The organism is Paenibacillus sp. Soil766, assembly GCF_001428105.1.
Taxonomy (GTDB): Bacteria; Bacillota; Bacilli; order Paenibacillales; family NBRC-103111; genus Paenibacillus_E.
In genome coordinates this window covers 77,428-96,134 of sequence record NZ_LMSJ01000017.1, presented here as the reverse complement: position 1 = coordinate 96,134, position 18,707 = coordinate 77,428, and the positions used below count along the sequence as shown (strand labels likewise).

Sequence of the window (18,707 nt, the reverse complement as noted above, 5' to 3'; positions counted from 1 at the left end):
GACTAGGGAGTGTGGCTTATGTCCTCAGAAAGATTTCAAATTGATCTTGAAGAATCGGAGAAGTCAATTCAGCTCATTATCCATGGCGAGCTTGATTTGGCAGCAGCCCAAGCCTTCCGCCAGGCACTGGAGGACGTTGTTCATCGTGAAGATAAAGCATTAATTCTTAATTTGAAGCATTTACGCTATATCGATAGTACGGGGATTGGCATCGTGGTATCTACTTTGAAAATTCGCGATGAAATCAAAGCGCCGTTCGCCGTTCATGATATTCCGCCAGGAATACGGAAGCTGTTTGATCTGACGGGGATTACCGGATTTCTGAATGAAGGGATCGAAGATAGCGTATGAAGGTCATTCGCTTACATATTCCAGCAGCAGCGGAGCATTTGGAGATCGTGAGACTTAGCTTATATGGGGTAGCCACGAAACTGGGCTTCTCGTATGAAGATATTGAAGATATGAAGGTAGCTGTATCTGAAGCTTGTAATAATGCCATTCTGCATGCGAAGCCCGTAGACGGCAGCGGCCACATCGACATTAGCTATGAACTTAGTGAAGATGCACTTCGGGTGAAAGTGAAGGATAACGGTACTGGTTACGAGGCGTCTAGCGAAAGTCGGCAAACGACTCCTCTCGTAGGAATGACGCCGAGCGAGCTTACCACTGGAGGTCTGGGTATTTATCTAATGGAAGCGTTGATGGATGAAGTCCTGGTCGATACAACGGATGGGACTGAGGTTACTTTAGTTAAATATATTCACAGCAAAAACCACGGAATGACGGAATAACCGCCAAACCGTGGTTTTTCTTTCATGCTCTATTTGCCGAGATAGGCGGCCAGCATCCAGCTGTGTTTCTCCAAGGAGGAACGAATGGCAATCAGCATATCTGCTGTAGGCTGATCCTTTTGGTCCTCAGCCAGCTCGATGCCCTCGGTTAGTTCGGAGCATATCAAAGTGAAGTCATCAACGAGCTGTTCAACCATGAGATTCGCATCACTTTCAGTCTTCTTGGCTTCTTTAATTGAAGCCATTTGCAGATGCTCTTTCAGAGTGGCAGTTGGAATCGCACGCAGGGAAAGCATTCGCTCTGCTATTGTATCCAAATGGAGGGTAGCTTCCGTATACAATTCCTCGAATTTGATATGTAGGGTGAAGAAGTTCTCACCTTTCACATACCAATGATAATTATGCAGTTTCATATAGAGTACCGAGAAGTTGGCGACCTGTTTATCAAGCATGTCTGTTAGCGGGCTAGCCTTCGTAATAGTAGTCGTATTAACCATGATCATTCCTCCACTTCATTGATTTAGTTGTGTCTACAAGATAAGTACCCTTACGGGGACTAAGTGAAACATTAAGTTAAGATAAAACTATGTGTACCTCATGTGTTTCAACTTTCTCTAACTTGGGTAACTACGTAATAACAAGGCACAATAGGAGGGATTCCCATGTTGCTTCAAATTAGCGTAAGTGTTGTAGCAATTGCGTTTGTGTTTCTGGTTTTTTATTTGATTCAAACCTTAAAATCACTGAAACATTCCCTGGATGAGATAACGTCAACGATGGGACAGATGAAAAATGAAGTGACGGAGATCAGTTCCGATGTGAAGGATGTCATTCTCAATACGAATGAGGTTGCGATCGATATGCGAATGAAACTTTCCAAACTTAATCATCTATTCAGCTCCGTGCAGGATGTTGGTCAAGTACTTCATGAGCTATCTTCTTCCGTTAAACAATCAGCTTCAAGCCTGCTCGCTTCTGTCAAACCAACAGAACTGTCCGGGAAAACATCCCCGCTTAGTGGGAAGTTAAAGGCAATTCTGCAAGGAGCGACCATGACGCTCGAGATTTGGGATAAAATCAAAGTGAAAAAGTCATCACCGCAAGCCGGTACGATGAAATAGAGAGGGGTCATCACGTGAACGCTATACGTAAATTTATGGTTTATAAACAGTCGAATGGGAAAGAAAATAGGATTTATCTAAGTGGGGAGCTAGATCTCTCAGCGGCGTCTTCACTAGCTAACGTACTTGACTCCGTAGTTAGGAAAGCGGAAGAAACGCTTATCCTAGATTTGAAGGAATTGAAATATATAGATAGCACGGGCATCGGGCTCATCGTCTCCGCCATTAAAGTAAGGGCTGCAATGCAGGCAGTGTTCCAGATCGACCATATTCCGGCTAAAGTTAGGCGATTATTCGATATTACAGGCGTTTCCAACTATTTGCATAACAATGGCAGCTTAAGAGAAAATCAAGGTGTAACTGAAAGGAAAGAAGAAATCATATGAGCCCATACATCGGTCTGACCATACCTGCCCAAGCGGAATATTTGGATATTGTTCGACTCACCTTATACGGCGTTGCAACCAAAGCTGGCTTCTCCTTTGAAGATATTGAAGATATGAAAGTCGCTGTTGCGGAAGCTTGCAACAATGCCATTCTTCATGCTTATGCAGAGGGGGAGCCAGGCATCGTAGAGATTCAATTTGAGCCTAGCGAGGGCTATATGAAAATAATGGTGAAGGATGAAGGCGATAGCTTTCATTATGTTCAAACGGCCCCAGAAGAGGTAACGCTGCACCATAAATCGATTCAAGAAGCTACGGTCGGGGGACTAGGTCTCTTTCTCATGCAAGCATTAATGGATGATGTCCAGGTGTTTGCGCGCGGAGGCCAAGGAACTGAAGTCATTCTGACCAAGCAGGTGTATAGAAAAGAGGAGATTGTATGAATGCGAAGGGAACTGTCTCTTCCTCCGATCCTTTATATGATATCTATGAAAAGAAAAAGATTTATAAGGAAACCGGTTGCCAAGAGGCAGCTACCGCTTTGCTCCTGCACTATGAACCGATCGTGCGAATGGCCGTAGGTAAAATGTCTCGAAGCCGCCCTGACCTTTATGAGGATCTCTTTCAAGTTGGTCAGATGTCGATGCTCAAGTTATTTACGCACTATGACCATGCGATGGAAGTTCCTTTCGAAGGCTATGCGATGAAAAGCCTCATCGGTCATCTCAAAAACTATTTGCGTGACAAATCATGGTACATACAAGTTCCTAGACGCATTAAGGAAAAGGGGGCGCAGATTCAGCGTGCGTTGGACGAACTGACGGCTCGGCTAGAGCGCTCGCCGAATGTGGAGGAAATTGCAGCTCATCTAGAACTGAGTGCTGAAGAAACCATTGAAATCTTAGCCGGTCGTGATTATTATCACTACACCTCCCTAGATACCCCGCTCACCAGTGAGGGGGATGGGGCCACGATTGGGGATATGATCGCAGGTACGTCCGATGACTATCAAGCGATAGAGCGGCGTATGGATCTTGCAGAAGCCATGGATTGCTTGAAGGAAGAAGAGCGTATTGTCATTGGAATGATCTACCAAGAAGGGCAGTCCCAACGTCATATCGCCGATCAGCTGGGCATCTCTCAGATGAGTGTATCTCGTATTCAGAAGAGGGCGATGTCGAAGCTGAAAACAGCCTTAACGCCGAACGTATAGAAGCACAGCTACCTGTTAGAAGCTAGAAATGTGGTATAGTAGATTAGTATAATGTGATCTTGCATTTGCTACCAATTGTACCAGGAGGCACTTTCATATGTTTACTTCCCTTCTCAAAATTAAACCGAAAATAATGTTGGGCTATGTATTAATTCTTATTTGCCTTGGACTAGCACTCTTGGTCGTAAGCAGTCGCGTGACCGATCTGCAGAAAGAAGTTAGCTATGTTTCGTCACATGACATGGATGTGCACGATCAGTTGCACAGCTTGCTGAAAAATATTCTTGATATGGAAACAGGCATGCGCGGCTATGTCATAACAGGTAATGAGCAGTATCTGGAACCTTACAATGAAGGCAGTCGCAACTGGCAGGAGACGTATAATCATATTCATCAACTTATCAGTGATAATCCCCCCCAAGTGCAGAGCTTGGAAGCGATCGAAGAGACGATTGAGACTTGGTTGAAAACCGGCGGGGATTACGTCATTCGTATGAAAAAGGAAAACAATACGGCGGCGATCAATGAATTTTATAAGCAGAATTCGGGTAAGAAATTGATGGATCAGCTGCGGACGCAAATGGATACCTTTCTCGTCACAGAGAAGGTGCTTACTTCCAAACGAGTCGAGCAAATCGCTAAAAGCAACTATAATCTTAAAGTTGTTCTTTTTACTATTTTAGGCCTAATTTCGATTGTTGCCGTAGTTGTAGCTATGATTCTATCGAATTTGATAACGAACACAATTAGACAAGTTACGCGAAAAATTCGTGAGATTACCTCGATGGAGGGCAATCTGGCCTCACGGATTGAAGTGAGATCGAATGATGAAATCCGTGAACTGGCTGAAGCCACGAATGAGCTATTGGCGAGTTTGGAGAAAAACAGCTGGATTCAATCCAGTATTACTGAGGTGTCCACCCTGTATCAAGGTATACGCGATATAACTGTGCTGAGTGAAGCTTTTATTCAGAAGCTTGCTCCTATGTTAGAGGCCAGTTATGGCGTTATCTACCTGAAGCAGCATGAGGGGGGGCAGCTTTCTTATGTCAAAATAGCAGGATACGCCGCTTTTGGACAAAATCATGCGATTTCAACCTTTCAATTAGGTGAAGGCTTAGTTGGACAGTGCGCCGTCGATAAGCGAATTTTCCTCATGGATAACTTGCCTGATAATCATGTGAAAATAACGTCAGGTCTTGGAATTTCAACGCCGAGGAGCTTGCTAGTCGCACCAATTCTTGTAGATGGCAATACAGAAGCTGTTATTGAGTTAGCTTCTCTTCATCAGTTTGAGTCGAAGCATCTGACGTTGATTGACTCACTGCAAGAGAAGTTCGGTACGGCGATTACAAGTGTACGCAGCCGTATGGAAGTAGAGCGTCTCCTTTCCGAGTCGCAAATGCTGACGGAGGAGCTGCAAGCGCAATCCGAGGAGCTTCAGACACAGTCAGAAGAGTTGCAGATGCAACAGGAGCAGCTGCGAATGACGAATGAGTTTCTGGAGGAGCAGAACAATTTTGCCGAGCAGAAAGCGATGGAGCTCGAGAAGGCCAAAGACGAACTCGAAGACTATGCATTGAAGTTAAAGACAAGTTCACAGTATAAATCCGACTTCTTGGCGAACATGTCCCATGAATTGCGAACACCGCTGAATAGCATCATGATACTTTCGCAAATGCTAGCGGAGAGTAAGGAAGACATGCCAATGTCAGAGGTCGTGGAGTATTCGCGTGTTGTGAATGCGGCTGGTCATGACTTGCTATCGCTTATCGACGATATTCTGGATTTATCCAAAGTCGAAGCTGGGAAAATAGAGATTATGCAGGAAGAAGTTAATGTGACGGAGTTACCGCAGTCTATGGAGCTTATGTTCGCACCAGTGGCTGCTAAGAAGGCGCTTGATTTCCATATTATACTTGAGCCTGATGTGCCGTCTGTCATTGTGACGGATGGTCAACGACTGCAGCAAATTCTGAAGAATCTGTTATCGAATGCGTTTAAATTTACCGAAACAGGCTCAGTCTCCATGCGAATAGCGCTGGCCGAATCGGCGCGGATTAAAGAACTTCTCCATCGAGATCCAGAAGAAACGATTCTTGCGATCTCAATTAAGGATACGGGTATTGGGATTCCAATCGATAAGCAGCATATTATTTTCGAGGCATTCCAACAAGTGGATGGTACAACGAATCGTCAGTATGGCGGGACTGGACTGGGATTATCTATTTGCCGCGAGTTTACTCGATTGCTTGGGGGCACGATCGTTGTGAAGAGTGAGCTTCAGGTGGGTTCTACGTTCACCCTGTATATTCCTAACGGACAAGAAGGGCTTGCACGTCCTGACATTACCTACGGACAAGAGCAGATTGCGGCTTCAAGTGAGCAAGAGATTTCGCATAGGGGGGGAGCTGCTTATCCGAAGAGCTTCTTTAGGGAAGCTGAGCTATCTCTGAATGAGCCTATCCACACGGATGCGCAACTGTTCGAAGGAAAGATGGTGCTGCTTGTCGATGATGACGCCCGTAACGTATTCGCGCTCGTTAGCGCCTTGGAATTAAAAGGTGTAACGGTCGTTGTCGCTGAGAATGGCAAGGAAGCAATTGATCTTTTAACTGTGAAGCCAGATTACGATTTGGTATTAATGGATATCATGATGCCAGTTATGGGTGGTTACGACGCCATGAAGGAGATACGGGAAGGGCTGGAATTGCGCCATTTACCGATCATTGCATTGACAGCGAAGGCGATGAAGAGTGAGAAAGAGAAATGTCTTGAAGCGGGAGCATCGGACTATATTACGAAGCCGCTGCAGATGGAGCAACTCTTCTCGCTGATGCGTGTGTGGCTTACGAAGCAGGTGAAGAAGCATTGACACGTGAACCTCAGGATGGATGGAATGAGCCCGAGGAGCCGCCTGACAGCGAGAGGGAAAATATTGAGATCAATCTGCTCCTAGAGGGCTTATACCAGATGTATGGATTTGATTTCCGCCATTACGTGCGATCCTCTTTACGCAGGCGTATTCTGAACCGAATGAAAATGGAAAAGCTGCGAACGATTTCAGCACTTCTGGAAAAAGTACTACATGAGCCGTTATTCGTAGATAAACTGCTAGCCGACATGTCGATTCGCGTAACGGAAATGTTCCGTGATCCAAGCTTCTTCAGCGCCTTCCGCACCCAAGTCGTGCCAGAGCTTCGGGACCATCCGGAGATTCGTATCTGGCACGCAGGTTGCGCTACAGGCGAAGAAGCCTATGCCATGGCGATTCTCATGCAGGAAGAGGGCCTGGCGGAGAAGACACGCATCTATGCCACTGACATGAATGAACACGCCATTGAGTCGGCGCAAAGAGGGGCTTTCCCACTGAAGCAGATGCAGCTGTACACCACCAATTATTTGGAGTCTGGCGGCACCAAAGCGTTCTCAGAATATTACATGACAGATCATCAGTATGCCTATTTTAAACCGCAGCTGAAGGAGAACATGATGTTTGCCCAACATAATCTGGTGACAGACGGCTCTTTTAACGAGTTCCACGTTATCCTTTGCAGGAATGTAATGATCTACTTCGATGCGAAGCTGCAGCAGCAGGTGCACAGTTTGTTCTACAGCAGCTTAACCCCGCAAGGTTACTTGGGTCTTGGGAAGAAAGAGTACATTCTCCACGTACCCGATGGTGTGCACTATGATGATTTTGTGCCTCATGAGCGTATATACCGTAAGAAATAGTGTTATTGGAGAGGGTGTCCCCGATGTATGTGGCGGGGGCGCCTTTTTTGTTCTTCGAGGATGAGCGGTCGATAATAACTGGTTTTTGCAGGTGCATCCAATCGAGGTGAAATACACTACATAACTTGTATTAACTGGAAAAAGTACAGCTATTTACGCGATATTTCCTCGGAAATTCGATTTAGCTGTACAATATCCATCTATTCACTTGTCACACAGGAGATTATACGAAGCTTCCATCCGACATATTCACCTTTTTGACTCAGCACCCCATATAACTGTAACTACTCTACAGCTACTTCCGCCCCCGCCTCCGCACCCCAATCCTTCTTTAACCAGCACGTCACAAATCAGGCCTTATTGAATAAGGTGTAAGCTTCGCTTTTCCCAAGACCGGAAATAGATAAATGCTAATATGTCAGATAAACGTAAGCTCCCTTAGAGGACGGGATTATCGGGTTTTGCCCAGATTCGTTTAAAACCTGTTTCAACCCTAGGTGGTATGGGTAATAGAAAGCATAGCAAGATGAACACTATTGCAAAGGAAAAGAGAGGTGTTGGATATGCTAGGATGGGCTATAATGTTTCTCATAATTGCGCTAGTTGCAGGTGTTTTTGGATTCTTTGGGATTGTCTCAACAGCAGTAGGTATCGCCAAAATCTTGTTCTTCGTCTTCCTTATTATGTTCGTCGTATCGCTGATTTTCGGCAGACGTCAACGCCTCTAGGAAGCATGTAACTGGAAGCAGCTAACTCGAGGTAACACGAATAAACCCTATAAAACCCATTGACGAGGAGGAATTACCATGAGTACTTCGTATACCAGAGTAAGTGTGACATCAAGTCTTGAAGATACGCAGAACAAAGTGCATCAACTGCATAACGAAGGCTTCAAAAAAGATCATATTTATGTTCTGACACACAGTGCTGAAGGTACAGATTACGTCGCGGAGTTTACGGGTGCAGAGCAGATTTCGATGGCCGAAGAAGGATTGTTCACGGCGATCGCCAATCTTTTCCGATCACGTGGTGAAGAGCTGAAAGCGAAGATTATGGCACTCGGCGTGCCAGAAGCGGAGGCGGACAGGCTCATAACGGAACTGGAGTGGGGGAAAATCCTCGTGTTAGCCACACCTGCCTTGGAAGAGGACGAAACACTATTGATGTACCAAAGCAATGGATATCAGCCACCGTTCTTATAAGAAGGATCACGCTGATCGTAATAAGAAAAAGCCCTTGTCTCCATGGGAGACAGGGGCTTTTATGCCGGATTCATCGCCTGCTGCTTGTGTTCGATAAGGTTGGGAGCATCTTTAAATCCTTGACCATGGATGAATTGCAAATCGGACATGCGGGACTATCCGCGAATGAAAAGTTATCTCTCATCCAGCAAGAGCACTGATCAGTGCTGCAGGTCCAGATGCTGGTTTGTTCCTCCGGTACTGGTTCCAATGATTTTTTTGAAAAGTACAATCGAACTCCTCCTTGTCATAATTGACTCTGACGCGCAAGCAGTTAAAGCAATATGTGATGAAGGACTACAGCTTGACTACATTTTCAGCTTGCGGTCCGCGGTTACCTTGAACAACTTCGAATTGAACTCGTTGGCCTTCATCCAAGCTTTTAAAACCTTCACCTGTAATGGCGCTGAAATGAACGAATACGTCATTGCCGCCTTCCATTTCGATAAAACCAAATCCTTTTTCTGCGTTAAACCATTTTACTGTACCAGTTTCCATGTGTTCATAAACCTCCAACAATAATTTGTGCCTGCGATTCTCATCGGCGGAATCAACTCGTTCCGAAGAGCTTGTAAGTTATTAACGCAGCTTTGATAATATATCCATTAATCAGGAAGCTTATTCCACTTTTCTGAAAAAACATCAAAGTTATTTTCAGACAGCATCATTTCTTGAAGATTGCGTTCGATTGAACAGCAAAAAGCTCGCTCCCTTAGCCTACGGACTTAAGGAGCGAGCTTTCTGTTTTAGGCGAGCAGGAGAATAACCAAAAGTTCAAAAAGCACAAGCGTGATAATTTGATTATATTGTGCTGGTGTATAGATGGGTCTGTGATGCTGACCTTGATGATGTCCATGATGGGGGTCCATATTTAGATACACATGATGACCATCCGCATTAATAAGAACACCTTCATGGGTGTGCCCATCAATTGTCGTTACACGAATCTTACGGCCCATGTGCGGATGCAGTGCATGCATCACGGCATCTCTTTTGTGCTTCATCATGTGCTGCCAGTTGGGCTCAGATTGGTACACCACATGAGGTCCTTGGTGCCCATGATGACCTTGCGGCCCTTGCGGATGCATCGGGTTCGTATACATAAACGTTCACTCCTTCTCGTACAACTGCGCTTTCGCAGTAGGCTTTCTGCCTAGGTTCATTACTAGACTATTCAGCCGTGCGAAAAGGGTGATCGCCTATCTAGAATTTTTACTTAGTCGCGGTGGATCGTGACGACACGCGTCTCATTGTTAAACGAAACTACGCAGCCAAGCTGCTCAGCAATGAAGCGAATAGGAACAAAAGTTGAGTTGTCGGACAATGTAGCAGCACTTTCCAGCTCAGGAGCAGCTGCGCCGTTGACAGTCGCGTTTGTGCTATTCAACGTCAAGAGGAGCTTCTTACCATGAATGAAATCGGTAATGGTAACTTGTTTGAGCTCACCATTCCAGCCAACCTCAGCACCTAGCTGCTCGGAAACAAAGCGAACCGGTACCATCGTCGTGCCATTTGCATTAATAAATGGTTGAGGTGCGTCGTCCTTAGCTCCAGACCCGTCAGTAACCATATTGATATCTTTTTTCGTTACTTGCAGATCGTTTTTAAGCATCTTATAAAGTGTGGATTGCTTATCTAAGGCAGCAAGCACCTTGAAGATTGCCGTAGCATCTGGATTAAGTTGAAGAGCACCAGATGTATTAATCGTGCTAGCCGTAACTGGTTTATTCAAATTCCAAGATTCGCTCACATAGGAAATCTTAATCGCGGAAGCGCCATTGTTGGATTCTGTAAGTGGCATATGAATTGCGATGTTCTGCTTACGAATTTGTTTGTCACTATCGATGTAAACATCTGCTTGAAGTGATGCCTTGCTGCTAAACATATCTTTCGTTGGATCAATGGAATCTGCCAATCCCGCAAGGTAATCGTGGATCGGTGAGTACACAAAGCCAAGTGTCAGATCTTTATTCGTTAGAAGACTCAGTGTAATGCTTTTATCTCCAGCATCAATTTGTTCTTGAATCACAGGAGCAAGTGCATCATACAACTGGCTAAGAACTTCTTTGAGGCCATCCTCGTCGGCAAGAACGTTAGCAAGCATCTCTTGCAGAAGGGAAGCTAGTTCAGCGCCACTAAGTTCTACATGGGCTTTACGTAGTGAAAGAGATTCACCATTAACTTTATCCGTTACTGAAGTAATCGCTAGATTACTAGGATCAGGGCTATTTCCTAAAATAAGTCCGATAAGTGCTGGTTTAATTTCAAGTATTTTATTACCGAATTGCTCTTGAATGGCTTTAGGCAAGAAACTTAAGAATGAAATGTTAGCGCCGCCTAACAGATCAAGTACAATCGGTTGTTTGGAACCTTCAATGTTAAGGTTGATCTTCGTTCCCTCCAGGGCAACGTTGAAAGGAATAGTACCTTTACTGTAAATAATCTTGCCTTCAGCAGACAGATGTTGGCTATCCTGCGTTTTGACGGCAAGCTCAACCTTCACATCCTGCAAAGCTGTAAGTGCGGCTTTCTCCTCTGCGGTTAGCTTCGACGTATCGCCAGGGATGAGCTCGAGCTGCAAAGTACCTTTGGACTCAGAAGACTTCACATTCGCATCATTCTGAACGGCTTTCGCCAGTTCCAGTCCTTGTATTGATTGACAACCCGTTAGTGTCAACATCATGATTACCAGTGCTGCCGAAATTAACCAAGTCCATTTTTTTGTTTGCATGGGATAATCTACTCCTTTGTTTTAATAGAATTAACGATAAGTCATCGAATGATTATACGCAAGTACTACGAGAAGGATGCGCTGTATGTGCAAGTAATTGCTCAGCAATTAAATGAACGAAGCAACAAAATTGGGTTGCGGCGAAACCTTTTATTCCCAGTTTCGTCTAATTTTATGTGGGAGGTAAAGCTGATGATGACGTTGTTTATTGTTTGTTTTTTTGTAGGTCTCGCACTTACGCTGCTCATCACAATTTTCGGTGTGGACAGTTTTGAATTGCATGGCGATGCAGGCGGTGCACATGGTGCACATGGTCATGGACACGGGCATAGCGGGCCCTCTTGGTTCAATATGTCCTCATTACTCGCGGGGTTGACGGTATTCGGCGGCGTGGGGTACATCCTTAACAAAGTTGGCATGACAAACGGCTTATTCATTCTTCTCTTTGCCGTTGCTGCTGGCCTTGTGATGGCGTGGCTCTTCTTCCTTTTGTACGCTAAGGTTATTTATAAGCATGATGACAGTATGAAAGAGAGCGATTTTGAGCTAAGTGGTCAGTTAGGAAAGCTTACGGTCCCGATTAATGGGAAGGGCATGGGTGAAATGGTGTATGTGCTCCATGGAACCACACGTACTATTAGTGTGCGTTCCGAGAACGGTGAGTCCCTGGCGAAAGGGACGAAAGTTGTTATTTTGAACATGGGCAAAGGTGTTGCTACGGTGACGGAATTCAGTGACTTTGAATAATCAGTGCTTGCTTCAACCAATAGTGAGGTACGACAGGGAGGTAGGGCAGATATGATGTATTCAGTGCTTATTATGGTAGTTGCCATTGTGGTTGTTGTTTTTATTTTACTGGCCTCGATTGTGAAAGCGTATAAGAAAGTACCGCCGAATGAAGCGATGATCGTATTTGGTTTAGGTGGCAAAAGGGTGGTGCAAGGCGGCGGGACCTTCGTCATTCCCGGCTTTCAGAGCTATAAAACGATCTCGATGATGCTCACCAGCTTTGATGTGAAACCGGACCAACCGATGTTTTCTCTACAAGGTATTCGTCTCAAAATCGAAGCTGTCGCTCAAATCAAAATCCAAAGTGATCCCATCGCGATCGCAACGGCTTCCGAGCAGTTCCTCGATCATTCGATGGCGGAGCGGGAAGCGATGATTTTGCACTCTGTAGAAGGGCATCTGCGGGGGTTAGTCGGGCAATTGACGGTAGAATCGATTCTCAAGAACCCAGATGAGCTCAATAGCAAGATGAGGGAAACGTGTTCCGAGGATTTGGATAAAATGGGGCTCAACCTCATTTCCTTCGTGCTGAAACGAGTAGCGGACGATCAAGGTTACATCGAGAACCTGGGTGTACCTGAGGTGGAGCGGATTCGTAAAAGCGCGAGCATTGCCAAAGCGGAAGTCGAGCGAGATATTCAAATCCGGCAAGCAGATACGGAGAAGGAGTCGGCCATTCGCAAAGCGGAAGCTCATCAATTAATGATTGAAGCGGAGAGTGCCGCATCGGCGAAGGAAGCCCAGTACCGCAAGGAGCTCAGCATGAAGGAAGCGGAGTTCAAGCAGGAGACGACGAGTCGTCAGGCTGAAGCGGATTTGGCTTATGAATTGAAGCAAAAGCAAATTCAACAGCAACTCGTGACGGAACAGGTACGGATTCGTCAGATGGAGGCAGAGGCGAACAAAACAGTTCGCCAGATTGAGGTCGAGCTGAAGCAGAAGGAGCTCGAGGCTTCTGTTATTAAGCCAGCTGAAGCGGAGAAGCTGGCGGCTATCATGCGCGCCGAGGTGAGCAAGCAGCGGCAAATCCTTGAAGCCGAGGCAGATGCAGAGTCGACGAGAAAGCGCGGCGAAGCCACGGCCGAAGCCGAGCTCGCCAAAGGGAAGGCGAACGCGGAGGTCGTGCGCCTAGCGGGGCTTGCGGAAGCGGAGGCGCTGGAGAAGAAGGCCGAGGCCTACAAGCAGTACACGCAGGCGGCTGTGACGGTGGAAATTCTCCGCATCCTGCCGGAGCTGGCGGAGAAAATTGCGGCACCGCTGAGCAACGTGGATAAGATCACCGTGATCTCGCAGGACGGCTCGGCGTCTGGGGTGAACCGGATCACCGGTGATATTGCCAAAATGATCGCCCAGGTGCCGGAGATCACCCAGACGCTCACAGGCAAAAGCGTGACCGACTTGGCACGCGCGTTCTTAGGCACGGATGCTGACCCGACGTTGAAGCAGGAGGGCTAGGGAGGGTGCGCGCGGGTGCGGTAAGGCCCGATAAGGCCCAAAAAGGGCGCTAAAGCCGCGTGGAGTTGCCCGCGACTGCCAATAAGGCCCGGAAAGGGCCTTAAAACCTTGGCGGACGAGGCCCCAGGCGTGCTTTTCGCCTGAATAAGGCCCGAAAAGGGCGCTAAAGCCGCGTGGTGCTGCCCCGCGACTGCCAATAAGGCCCGGAAAGGGCCTTAAAGTCTTGGCGGACGAGGCCCCGGCGTGCTTTTCGCCTGAATAAGGCCCGAAAAGGGCGCTAAAGCCGCGCACCCGGACCAAACAACAAAGCCAGACTCTTAGCAATAGAGTGTGGCTTTTTCCTTTTGCCAGAACGGCTAGCCAACTAGTTGGTTCTATTAGAGATAATGAGCGGATTTCGCTAGATTACGCTACAATAGAGGGGATGCGAGTCTACTTCGCAGTTTGCATAGTTTGGATAGAGGCGGGGAGACGTATGGGGATATATAGGAAATTCCTACGTGATTTATTACGAAATTATATGATGGGTTCGGGTATTGCTGTTCTTGTTGTTGGCGGGGTTATTATTTCGACAACACTTACGATTTCGGGGGTCGAAATGCTCCGTGTGTTTATTATTATGATTTCATCGTTATGTGTCATGATGTTTGCAGAGTTTCTAGTATTTCGGAGGCACATTAGTCCTATTCGCGAAATGATGGGCCAAGAAGAACCTTCGCTGGACACTATTCGTGCAGCCTACCTACAGACACATCGCTTTCCTGCTTTATCGGTGATGCGGATCATGGGGCCGCACTTTTTGGGGCTATCGATTCCAGCAATGACAATGGCAAGCTTAGGGATCATGTGGGGGTGGTTGACGATGCCTGCTTTTTACATCGGCCTTGCCGGAATCGGCGCCATACTAATTGCCAGTATGCATGCGTTGCTTGAGTTTTTCATGACGGCGCAAGCCATTCGGCCCATGCTGATACATATACGTGAGTTAGGGCAGCGAATACATGGTGAAGACGTTTCATTGGATGGTCGCGTCATCGTATCGATTCAGCGGAAGTTCCAGTTGAGTGCGTTTCTCATCGGTACGATGCCGCTATTTCTTTTTAGCTTAGCTACGCAAATCCGGTTGAGCACAAGCGTGGATTCCTCCCAGCTGATCGCGGATTATTGGAAATGGGCGGCGATTATTCTTTTGCTGGGCGTCGGCTTCTCGTCTTTGGGAGCACGTCTGTTGGCCAATGATATTCAACAGCCGATTGAGGATTTGCATCGGGTGATGAAGCAGGTGCAGTCCGGTGATCTCAAAGTAAGAGCCTCTGACTTATACTCGGATGAGTTCTCGCGGTTGATTGCGGGTTTTAACCATATGGTGAAGGGCCTCGATGCCCGTGAAAAAATGAATAATCAGCTCCTGCAGAGCTATTACGCTACGCTTGCGGCAGCTCTCGATGCGCGAGATGCGTACACGGCAGGGCATTCAACGCGCGTCGCCAAGTACTCCTTATTGATCGGACAAGCGGTGAACCTGAGTGACCAGGAGCTCGACTGGTTGTACAAAACAGCGTTGCTGCACGATATCGGCAAAATCGGTGTGCGCGATGCTGTGCTGTTAAAGGATGGCCGATTAACCGATGAGGAGTTCGAGCAAATCAAGCGTCACCCGGATCTAGGTGAATCGATCTTGAAGCAGATTGAGCCCGCTGAGGCGATGGCTCCCTTGCTTCCAGGTGTGCGCTCGCATCACGAGCGCTACGATGGGGCGGGATATCCGGATGGCCTGAAGGGCCAGGATATCCCGGTGTTTGGCCGCATCATTGCGGTGGCTGATGCGTTCGATGCGATGACGTCCGATCGTCCGTATCGGAAGGGAATGCCTGCCCAGAAGGCGATGGACATTCTCGCGGACGGGAAGGGGAGCCAGTGGGATCCCCGTTTTGTTCAGGGGTTTATGGACACGTATAAAGCCTAATTGCTGAGAGTGGTTGTTAAGAGGTCCACAGGGTAGAACGTAACTAAGTGGCCTGCGTCTTCACTAAATGGAAAACATACAGTTAATTCAGCTGTATGTATTGGAATCAGACGAATAGATGGAAAAAGTACAGCTAATATAACGATAACAGGTGATAACTGCGATTTACGCGGAAATTAACTGTAGAAAATCCAGCTATTCTCACGTTTGAGTGAATATCAGCAAATATAGCTACATAAAATCCAGTTAAATTAAATGGCAGCGACGGGAGCGACGGGGTAGACGTTTGTGGCGTAGAGGTAGAGGTAGAGGTAGAGGTAGAGGTAGAGGTAGAAGTAGAAGTAGAAGTAGAAGTAGAAGTAGTAGAAGTAGAAGTAGAAGTAGAAGTAGAAGTAGAAGTAGAAGTAGAAGTAGAAGTAGAAGTAGAAGTAGAAGTAGAAGTAGAAGTAGAAGTAGAGGTAGAGGTAGAAGTAACGATCACTTGGTGCGCACCAGCGCAGCAGAAACTATAATAAACCCGCTCCGTCCAAGAGGACCAGCGGGTTTTGTGATCTAGTGAGGTTTCGGATGTGCTTCCATTTGCAAACCAACGGAACGAGACTCCGTCTCATCGGACAGGTAGCGCCCGACTTTGTCGATCCACTCTTGGACGTAGTGATCTGTAGCCCATTGCGCCATGACGAGCTGTTCACCAGGCTCTAAGTCCAATGTAAGCTGGGGAATGCTGCCGGGTGCTTGCCCATAGGAGTAGAATTTGAGCGTATCTCCCTCGAAGATGACGAGCATATCGTCTAAGGGGGAGGTTAGCGCATCCGTAGCTTTCGGCCACGAGGACTTGATATTACTCCACGAGCAACAGATATCGTCGTGATTGACGACTTTATCGGGCAGTTGACGTGGGAAATCACGCAGTACGTAAGAATCAGGTCTCGATGAACTAGCTTTCAGCGTTTCAGCGACTTTGCCAACCCACTGTCCTGGCTCACGCTGCACGGTCCAGCTCTGCCCCGAGACCTCGCTCATCGCATTGTCTCCCATGCTCGATATCCTCGCAAGATCCGTACTTATACTTGTGCCAAAGAGATCCATTAAGGACACATGATTCTTGTCCACTGGCTTTTTGTAGAACTGCATGGTGTGCGCTTCCTTCAATTGCGGGAGTGTGCGTACCCAGATACGTTCCGCATTATAAGGTGCATTGCCATTCCAGGCTGCCTCCGACTCGGCAATGGAGACGTACTGGTTGCCTGCAAACAACAGTGTTTCTACGCGATTGAATTCTTGATCCTCTGGCTCTGTGAAGCGTTCTATCTTGACGGGCTGATCAGCCAAATGAGCAGATAAATAGTGAGACTCACCTTTGTTCGTGATATGTGTAAAGGAGTCAATTTTCCAGAAATTTTGCTTATACGGCATCAAAATGCCAGTGCCTTCGGAGGTTTTCTCTAATTGCCCGCGAACGGGCGCAATGAGCATCGTCCGATAGGTGCTGTAACGAAGTGGAGACAATGTACGCCCTTGACCGCCGCTTGAGGCAGACTCATGCTCTGTCCGTAATCCAATAAGCAAAGCTGTATTGATGGGAGCAGGAGGGGGTGTGGAGACAGTGACTGCCGCCGGCATCATTTTCCCTTCGAGAGCAGCAGCCTCACTCTGCGTGTGCATCGTATGCCATGGGAAAAGAAATACAACACCCAAGACAGTACCTAAACCAGCGACGCAGAGAAGAAGCTTTACCTTGGACTTGCTGCGCTCCTTCTGTCGAATCGTTTGCTCGATGTCATGTTGAAGCTTGGAGGTAAACCCCTTCTGCGCGAGGGGGCCTTCTTCCAATTGCTTCTGGAAGTCATCCGGCTCAGGAGTGTTCAAGCGCTTCACGCTCCTTCAGACTAAGAACCTTAAGTCTGGCGTGGTGAAGCCTGGATTTAACCGTTCCTTCCGAAATATCCAGAATAGCTGCCATTTCCTTGGTGGTCATCTGATAATGCGCGTGAAGAATTAAAATTTCTCTATATTTTGCGGATAAAGACATGACCTTCTGCCATATTTCACTTGCATATAAATTCTCAACCGCTTCTGTTTCTGCCGAGTTTGCCGTACCTCCCGATTGCACGAAGCCAACCAGAGTCACCTTGCGCCAGAATGCCTTGCGCATATAATCATAAGCGGTATTGCGGGTTATCGTAAGCAACCAGGTTTTAACCGCAGCTTCGCCACGGAAAGTCGTCAGATTGCGATATACTTTTAAGAAAGCATCCTGTGCAATATCGTCGGCTGCATCTTTATTACGACAAATACTGAAGGCATAATTCCACACATCATTCCCGTAGGTTTCCATCAAATTACGAAGGATCACCTTCTGATCTGTTGTTTCTGCAATGTACTTCAAATAATCAAATACATGGACACCGGTCGTTTCCAATTCTCTCACCTCTCCTATATAGACGCATATAATCCTAAAAAGTTCATCATTCGAAACAAAAACTTTAGTTACATCATTCGTAAGCTGCTGCCCCTTTGTGCCTCATCAGAGCGTATTCTTGTGTGAATCTGTTCATGTCAAATTGCTAGATCGTGATCGGCAGGAAAGTGTGCCTAGAAAAGAGAACAATATATGGGTAGAAACTGGAATGTATGCGGACTTGCTTGACAGCGGAGCGCTTTAGCACGCAATATGAAGGAAGGACTAGATCCTTCGGAGAGGAAGAGCAACATGAATTTCGTTGAGCATATAGCAGATCATTTGCGATCCGGACTAATAAGCAATTATCCGCAGCCGATTGCCCTGAACTTAGGTTTAGTATACACCGTGAAGCTTGAAGATAAGAAGACGAATTTAATTTGGCTTCCTTATGAATATACAGGTTTGGCTTACATCGATATGGGCCTGCAGGTGAATGTTTACCCGTACTATCGGGGTACAATTATCGAGGAAATTGAGCTTTCCCGAGGAACGGATCTCTACAAGCCGCAGACGGAAGAAGCGTTCACTAAGACTCTCTACACGAAGGGGCACGAGCTGCACCAATTGCTGCAAGAAGAGCAGTACAGCCATTTACAGGGGAGTGCACCTGATTACCTCGCAAAAATGATGTACATTGTCGACTGGATGCGCTATTACAATTCTGCCAAAGCGGTAGTAGCAGGGGCGAAAAAGTAAGTATAATGATGTTCATGATAGCGGATCTTGCTTTCTACCTAGTAGACGGCAGGGTCTTTTTGGCCTTTTATATGGCTATAGACCCAGTTAGGGTGGGGCTTACCCTGTCTTAATGAATG

At 46.8% G+C, this 18,707-nt stretch carries 21 protein-coding genes; 14 read left to right on the top strand and 7 right to left on the bottom strand.

All coding sequences use genetic code 11. From position 1 onward, the window contains the following. The first annotated feature begins 18 nt into the window (after positions 1–18). Together ASG89_RS14355 and rsbW (ASG89_RS14350) are read left to right on the top strand one after the other, a co-directional pair. Positions 19–351, top strand: coding sequence for an STAS domain-containing protein (locus ASG89_RS14355; RefSeq protein WP_057311396.1), 333 nt, complete (start codon positions 19–21; stop codon positions 349–351). After that, positions 348–791: an anti-sigma B factor RsbW gene (gene rsbW / locus ASG89_RS14350; protein WP_057311395.1), complete on the top strand. Its 444-nt coding sequence runs from the start codon at positions 348–350 to the stop codon at positions 789–791. The genes ASG89_RS14355 and rsbW (ASG89_RS14350) overlap by 4 nt, the downstream gene beginning before the upstream one ends. Positions 792–820: 29 nt before the next feature. Here rsbW (ASG89_RS14350) and ASG89_RS14345 read toward each other — a convergent pair whose 3' ends face one another. Continuing rightward, the gene (locus ASG89_RS14345; RefSeq protein WP_057311394.1) at positions 821–1,288 is read right to left on the bottom strand and encodes a Dps family protein; all 468 of its coding nucleotides are present in this window, start codon (positions 1,286–1,288) and stop codon (positions 821–823) included. Between the two features lie 165 nt (positions 1,289–1,453). Here ASG89_RS14345 and ASG89_RS14340 point away from each other — a divergent pair, with 165 nt between their 5' ends. The 8 genes from ASG89_RS14340 (at position 1,454) to ASG89_RS14310 (ending at position 8,448) form a co-directional block, all read left to right on the top strand. After that, on the top strand, positions 1,454–1,912 hold the full coding sequence (locus ASG89_RS14340) for a DUF948 domain-containing protein (protein ID WP_057311393.1): 459 nt from the start codon (positions 1,454–1,456) through the stop codon (positions 1,910–1,912). 14 nt (positions 1,913–1,926) lie between these two features. Then, the gene (locus tag ASG89_RS14335) at positions 1,927–2,298 is read left to right on the top strand and encodes an STAS domain-containing protein (protein ID WP_235549760.1); all 372 of its coding nucleotides are present in this window, start codon (positions 1,927–1,929) and stop codon (positions 2,296–2,298) included. Next, entirely contained in the window at positions 2,295–2,741 is a 447-nt protein-coding gene (gene rsbW / locus ASG89_RS14330; RefSeq protein WP_057311392.1) for an anti-sigma B factor RsbW, read from the top strand. Before ASG89_RS14335 ends, rsbW (ASG89_RS14330) begins: the two co-directional genes overlap by 4 nt. After that, positions 2,738–3,511 (top strand): sigma-70 family RNA polymerase sigma factor, encoded by a 774-nt coding sequence (locus ASG89_RS14325; RefSeq protein ID WP_057311391.1) that lies wholly within the window; start codon positions 2,738–2,740, stop codon positions 3,509–3,511. Before rsbW (ASG89_RS14330) ends, ASG89_RS14325 begins: the two co-directional genes overlap by 4 nt. A gap of 97 nt (positions 3,512–3,608) precedes the next feature. Further along, the gene (locus ASG89_RS14320; RefSeq protein WP_057311390.1) at positions 3,609–6,386 is read left to right on the top strand and encodes a CHASE3 domain-containing protein; all 2,778 of its coding nucleotides are present in this window, start codon (positions 3,609–3,611) and stop codon (positions 6,384–6,386) included. Then, positions 6,383–7,246: a CheR family methyltransferase gene (locus ASG89_RS14315; RefSeq protein ID WP_414813265.1), complete on the top strand. Its 864-nt coding sequence runs from the start codon at positions 6,383–6,385 to the stop codon at positions 7,244–7,246. Before ASG89_RS14320 ends, ASG89_RS14315 begins: the two co-directional genes overlap by 4 nt. Positions 7,247–7,809: 563 nt before the next feature. Next, on the top strand, positions 7,810–7,974 hold the full coding sequence (locus ASG89_RS35630; protein ID WP_082593200.1) for a DUF1328 domain-containing protein: 165 nt from the start codon (positions 7,810–7,812) through the stop codon (positions 7,972–7,974). 78 nt (positions 7,975–8,052) lie between these two features. Further along, a complete protein-coding gene (locus tag ASG89_RS14310; RefSeq protein ID WP_057311389.1) occupies positions 8,053–8,448 on the top strand; it encodes a general stress protein in 396 nt (131 codons plus the stop codon). Positions 8,449–8,518: 70 nt separating this feature from the next. On the opposite strand, the gene ASG89_RS35625 is transcribed toward ASG89_RS14310, so the two are convergent. The 4 genes from ASG89_RS35625 to ASG89_RS14295 form a co-directional block, all read right to left on the bottom strand. Then, the gene (locus ASG89_RS35625; RefSeq protein WP_081787428.1) at positions 8,519–8,719 is read right to left on the bottom strand and encodes a cold-shock protein; all 201 of its coding nucleotides are present in this window, start codon (positions 8,717–8,719) and stop codon (positions 8,519–8,521) included. 65 nt (positions 8,720–8,784) lie between these two features. Next, positions 8,785–8,985 carry a cold-shock protein gene (locus tag ASG89_RS14305; protein WP_028555458.1) on the bottom strand — a complete coding sequence of 67 codons (201 nt, stop codon included), beginning with the start codon at positions 8,983–8,985 and terminating at the stop codon, positions 8,785–8,787. Positions 8,986–9,233: 248 nt separating this feature from the next. Further along, on the bottom strand, positions 9,234–9,590 hold the full coding sequence (locus ASG89_RS14300; protein ID WP_057311388.1) for a hypothetical protein: 357 nt from the start codon (positions 9,588–9,590) through the stop codon (positions 9,234–9,236). 113 nt (positions 9,591–9,703) lie between these two features. Further along, positions 9,704–11,218, bottom strand: coding sequence for a copper amine oxidase N-terminal domain-containing protein (locus ASG89_RS14295; protein WP_057311387.1), 1,515 nt, complete (start codon positions 11,216–11,218; stop codon positions 9,704–9,706). 48 nt (positions 11,219–11,266) lie between these two features. Between ASG89_RS14295 and ASG89_RS14290 the strand changes: the two genes are divergently transcribed. The 3 genes from ASG89_RS14290 to ASG89_RS14280 all read left to right on the top strand — a co-directional run bounded on the left by ASG89_RS14290 (position 11,267) and on the right by ASG89_RS14280 (position 15,428). Continuing rightward, positions 11,267–11,965 (top strand): NfeD family protein, encoded by a 699-nt coding sequence (locus ASG89_RS14290; RefSeq protein ID WP_157276662.1) that lies wholly within the window; start codon positions 11,267–11,269, stop codon positions 11,963–11,965. Positions 11,966–11,968: 3 nt separating this feature from the next. Further along, positions 11,969–13,462, top strand: a complete 1,494-nt coding sequence (locus ASG89_RS14285; RefSeq protein ID WP_157276661.1) for a flotillin family protein — start codon at positions 11,969–11,971, stop codon at positions 13,460–13,462. A gap of 475 nt (positions 13,463–13,937) precedes the next feature. Beyond that, positions 13,938–15,428, top strand: a complete 1,491-nt coding sequence (locus ASG89_RS14280; RefSeq protein ID WP_057311384.1) for an HD domain-containing phosphohydrolase — start codon at positions 13,938–13,940, stop codon at positions 15,426–15,428. A gap of 552 nt (positions 15,429–15,980) precedes the next feature. On the opposite strand, the gene ASG89_RS14275 is transcribed toward ASG89_RS14280, so the two are convergent. Further along, positions 15,981–17,297 carry a hypothetical protein gene (locus ASG89_RS14275; RefSeq protein WP_057311383.1) on the bottom strand — a complete coding sequence of 439 codons (1,317 nt, stop codon included), beginning with the start codon at positions 17,295–17,297 and terminating at the stop codon, positions 15,981–15,983. After that, positions 17,284–17,850, bottom strand: coding sequence for an RNA polymerase sigma factor (locus ASG89_RS14270; RefSeq protein WP_057311382.1), 567 nt, complete (start codon positions 17,848–17,850; stop codon positions 17,284–17,286). Before ASG89_RS14270 ends, ASG89_RS14275 begins: the two co-directional genes overlap by 14 nt. A gap of 291 nt (positions 17,851–18,141) precedes the next feature. Between ASG89_RS14270 and ASG89_RS14265 the strand changes: the two genes are divergently transcribed. Continuing rightward, complete coding sequence (locus tag ASG89_RS14265) at positions 18,142–18,588, top strand: hypothetical protein (protein ID WP_057311381.1); 447 nt, start codon at positions 18,142–18,144, stop codon at positions 18,586–18,588. Positions 18,589–18,707 lie beyond the last annotated feature (119 nt).

Bases quoted from the DNA above. Each gene is read 5' to 3' on its own strand.
- ASG89_RS14355 (WP_057311396.1), top strand. From the start codon at position 19: ATGTCCTCAGAAAGATTTCAAATTGATCTTGAAGAATCGGAGAAGTCA.
- rsbW (WP_057311395.1), top strand. From the start codon at position 348: ATGAAGGTCATTCGCTTACATATTCCAGCAGCAGCGGAGCATTTGGAG.
- ASG89_RS14345 (WP_057311394.1), bottom strand. From the start codon at position 1,288: ATGGTTAATACGACTACTATTACGAAGGCTAGCCCGCTAACAGACATG.
- ASG89_RS14340 (WP_057311393.1), top strand. From the start codon at position 1,454: ATGTTGCTTCAAATTAGCGTAAGTGTTGTAGCAATTGCGTTTGTGTTT.
- rsbW (WP_057311392.1), top strand. From the start codon at position 2,295: ATGAGCCCATACATCGGTCTGACCATACCTGCCCAAGCGGAATATTTG.
- ASG89_RS14325 (WP_057311391.1), top strand. From the start codon at position 2,738: ATGAATGCGAAGGGAACTGTCTCTTCCTCCGATCCTTTATATGATATC.
- ASG89_RS14320 (WP_057311390.1), top strand. From the start codon at position 3,609: ATGTTTACTTCCCTTCTCAAAATTAAACCGAAAATAATGTTGGGCTAT.
- ASG89_RS35630 (WP_082593200.1), top strand. From the start codon at position 7,810: ATGCTAGGATGGGCTATAATGTTTCTCATAATTGCGCTAGTTGCAGGT.
- ASG89_RS14310 (WP_057311389.1), top strand. From the start codon at position 8,053: ATGAGTACTTCGTATACCAGAGTAAGTGTGACATCAAGTCTTGAAGAT.
- ASG89_RS14305 (WP_028555458.1), bottom strand. From the start codon at position 8,985: ATGGAAACTGGTACAGTAAAATGGTTTAACGCAGAAAAAGGATTTGGT.
- ASG89_RS14300 (WP_057311388.1), bottom strand. From the start codon at position 9,590: ATGTATACGAACCCGATGCATCCGCAAGGGCCGCAAGGTCATCATGGG.
- ASG89_RS14295 (WP_057311387.1), bottom strand. From the start codon at position 11,218: ATGCAAACAAAAAAATGGACTTGGTTAATTTCGGCAGCACTGGTAATC.
- ASG89_RS14290 (WP_157276662.1), top strand. From the start codon at position 11,267: ATGATTATACGCAAGTACTACGAGAAGGATGCGCTGTATGTGCAAGTA.
- ASG89_RS14280 (WP_057311384.1), top strand. From the start codon at position 13,938: ATGGGGATATATAGGAAATTCCTACGTGATTTATTACGAAATTATATG.
- ASG89_RS14265 (WP_057311381.1), top strand. From the start codon at position 18,142: ATGAATTTCGTTGAGCATATAGCAGATCATTTGCGATCCGGACTAATA.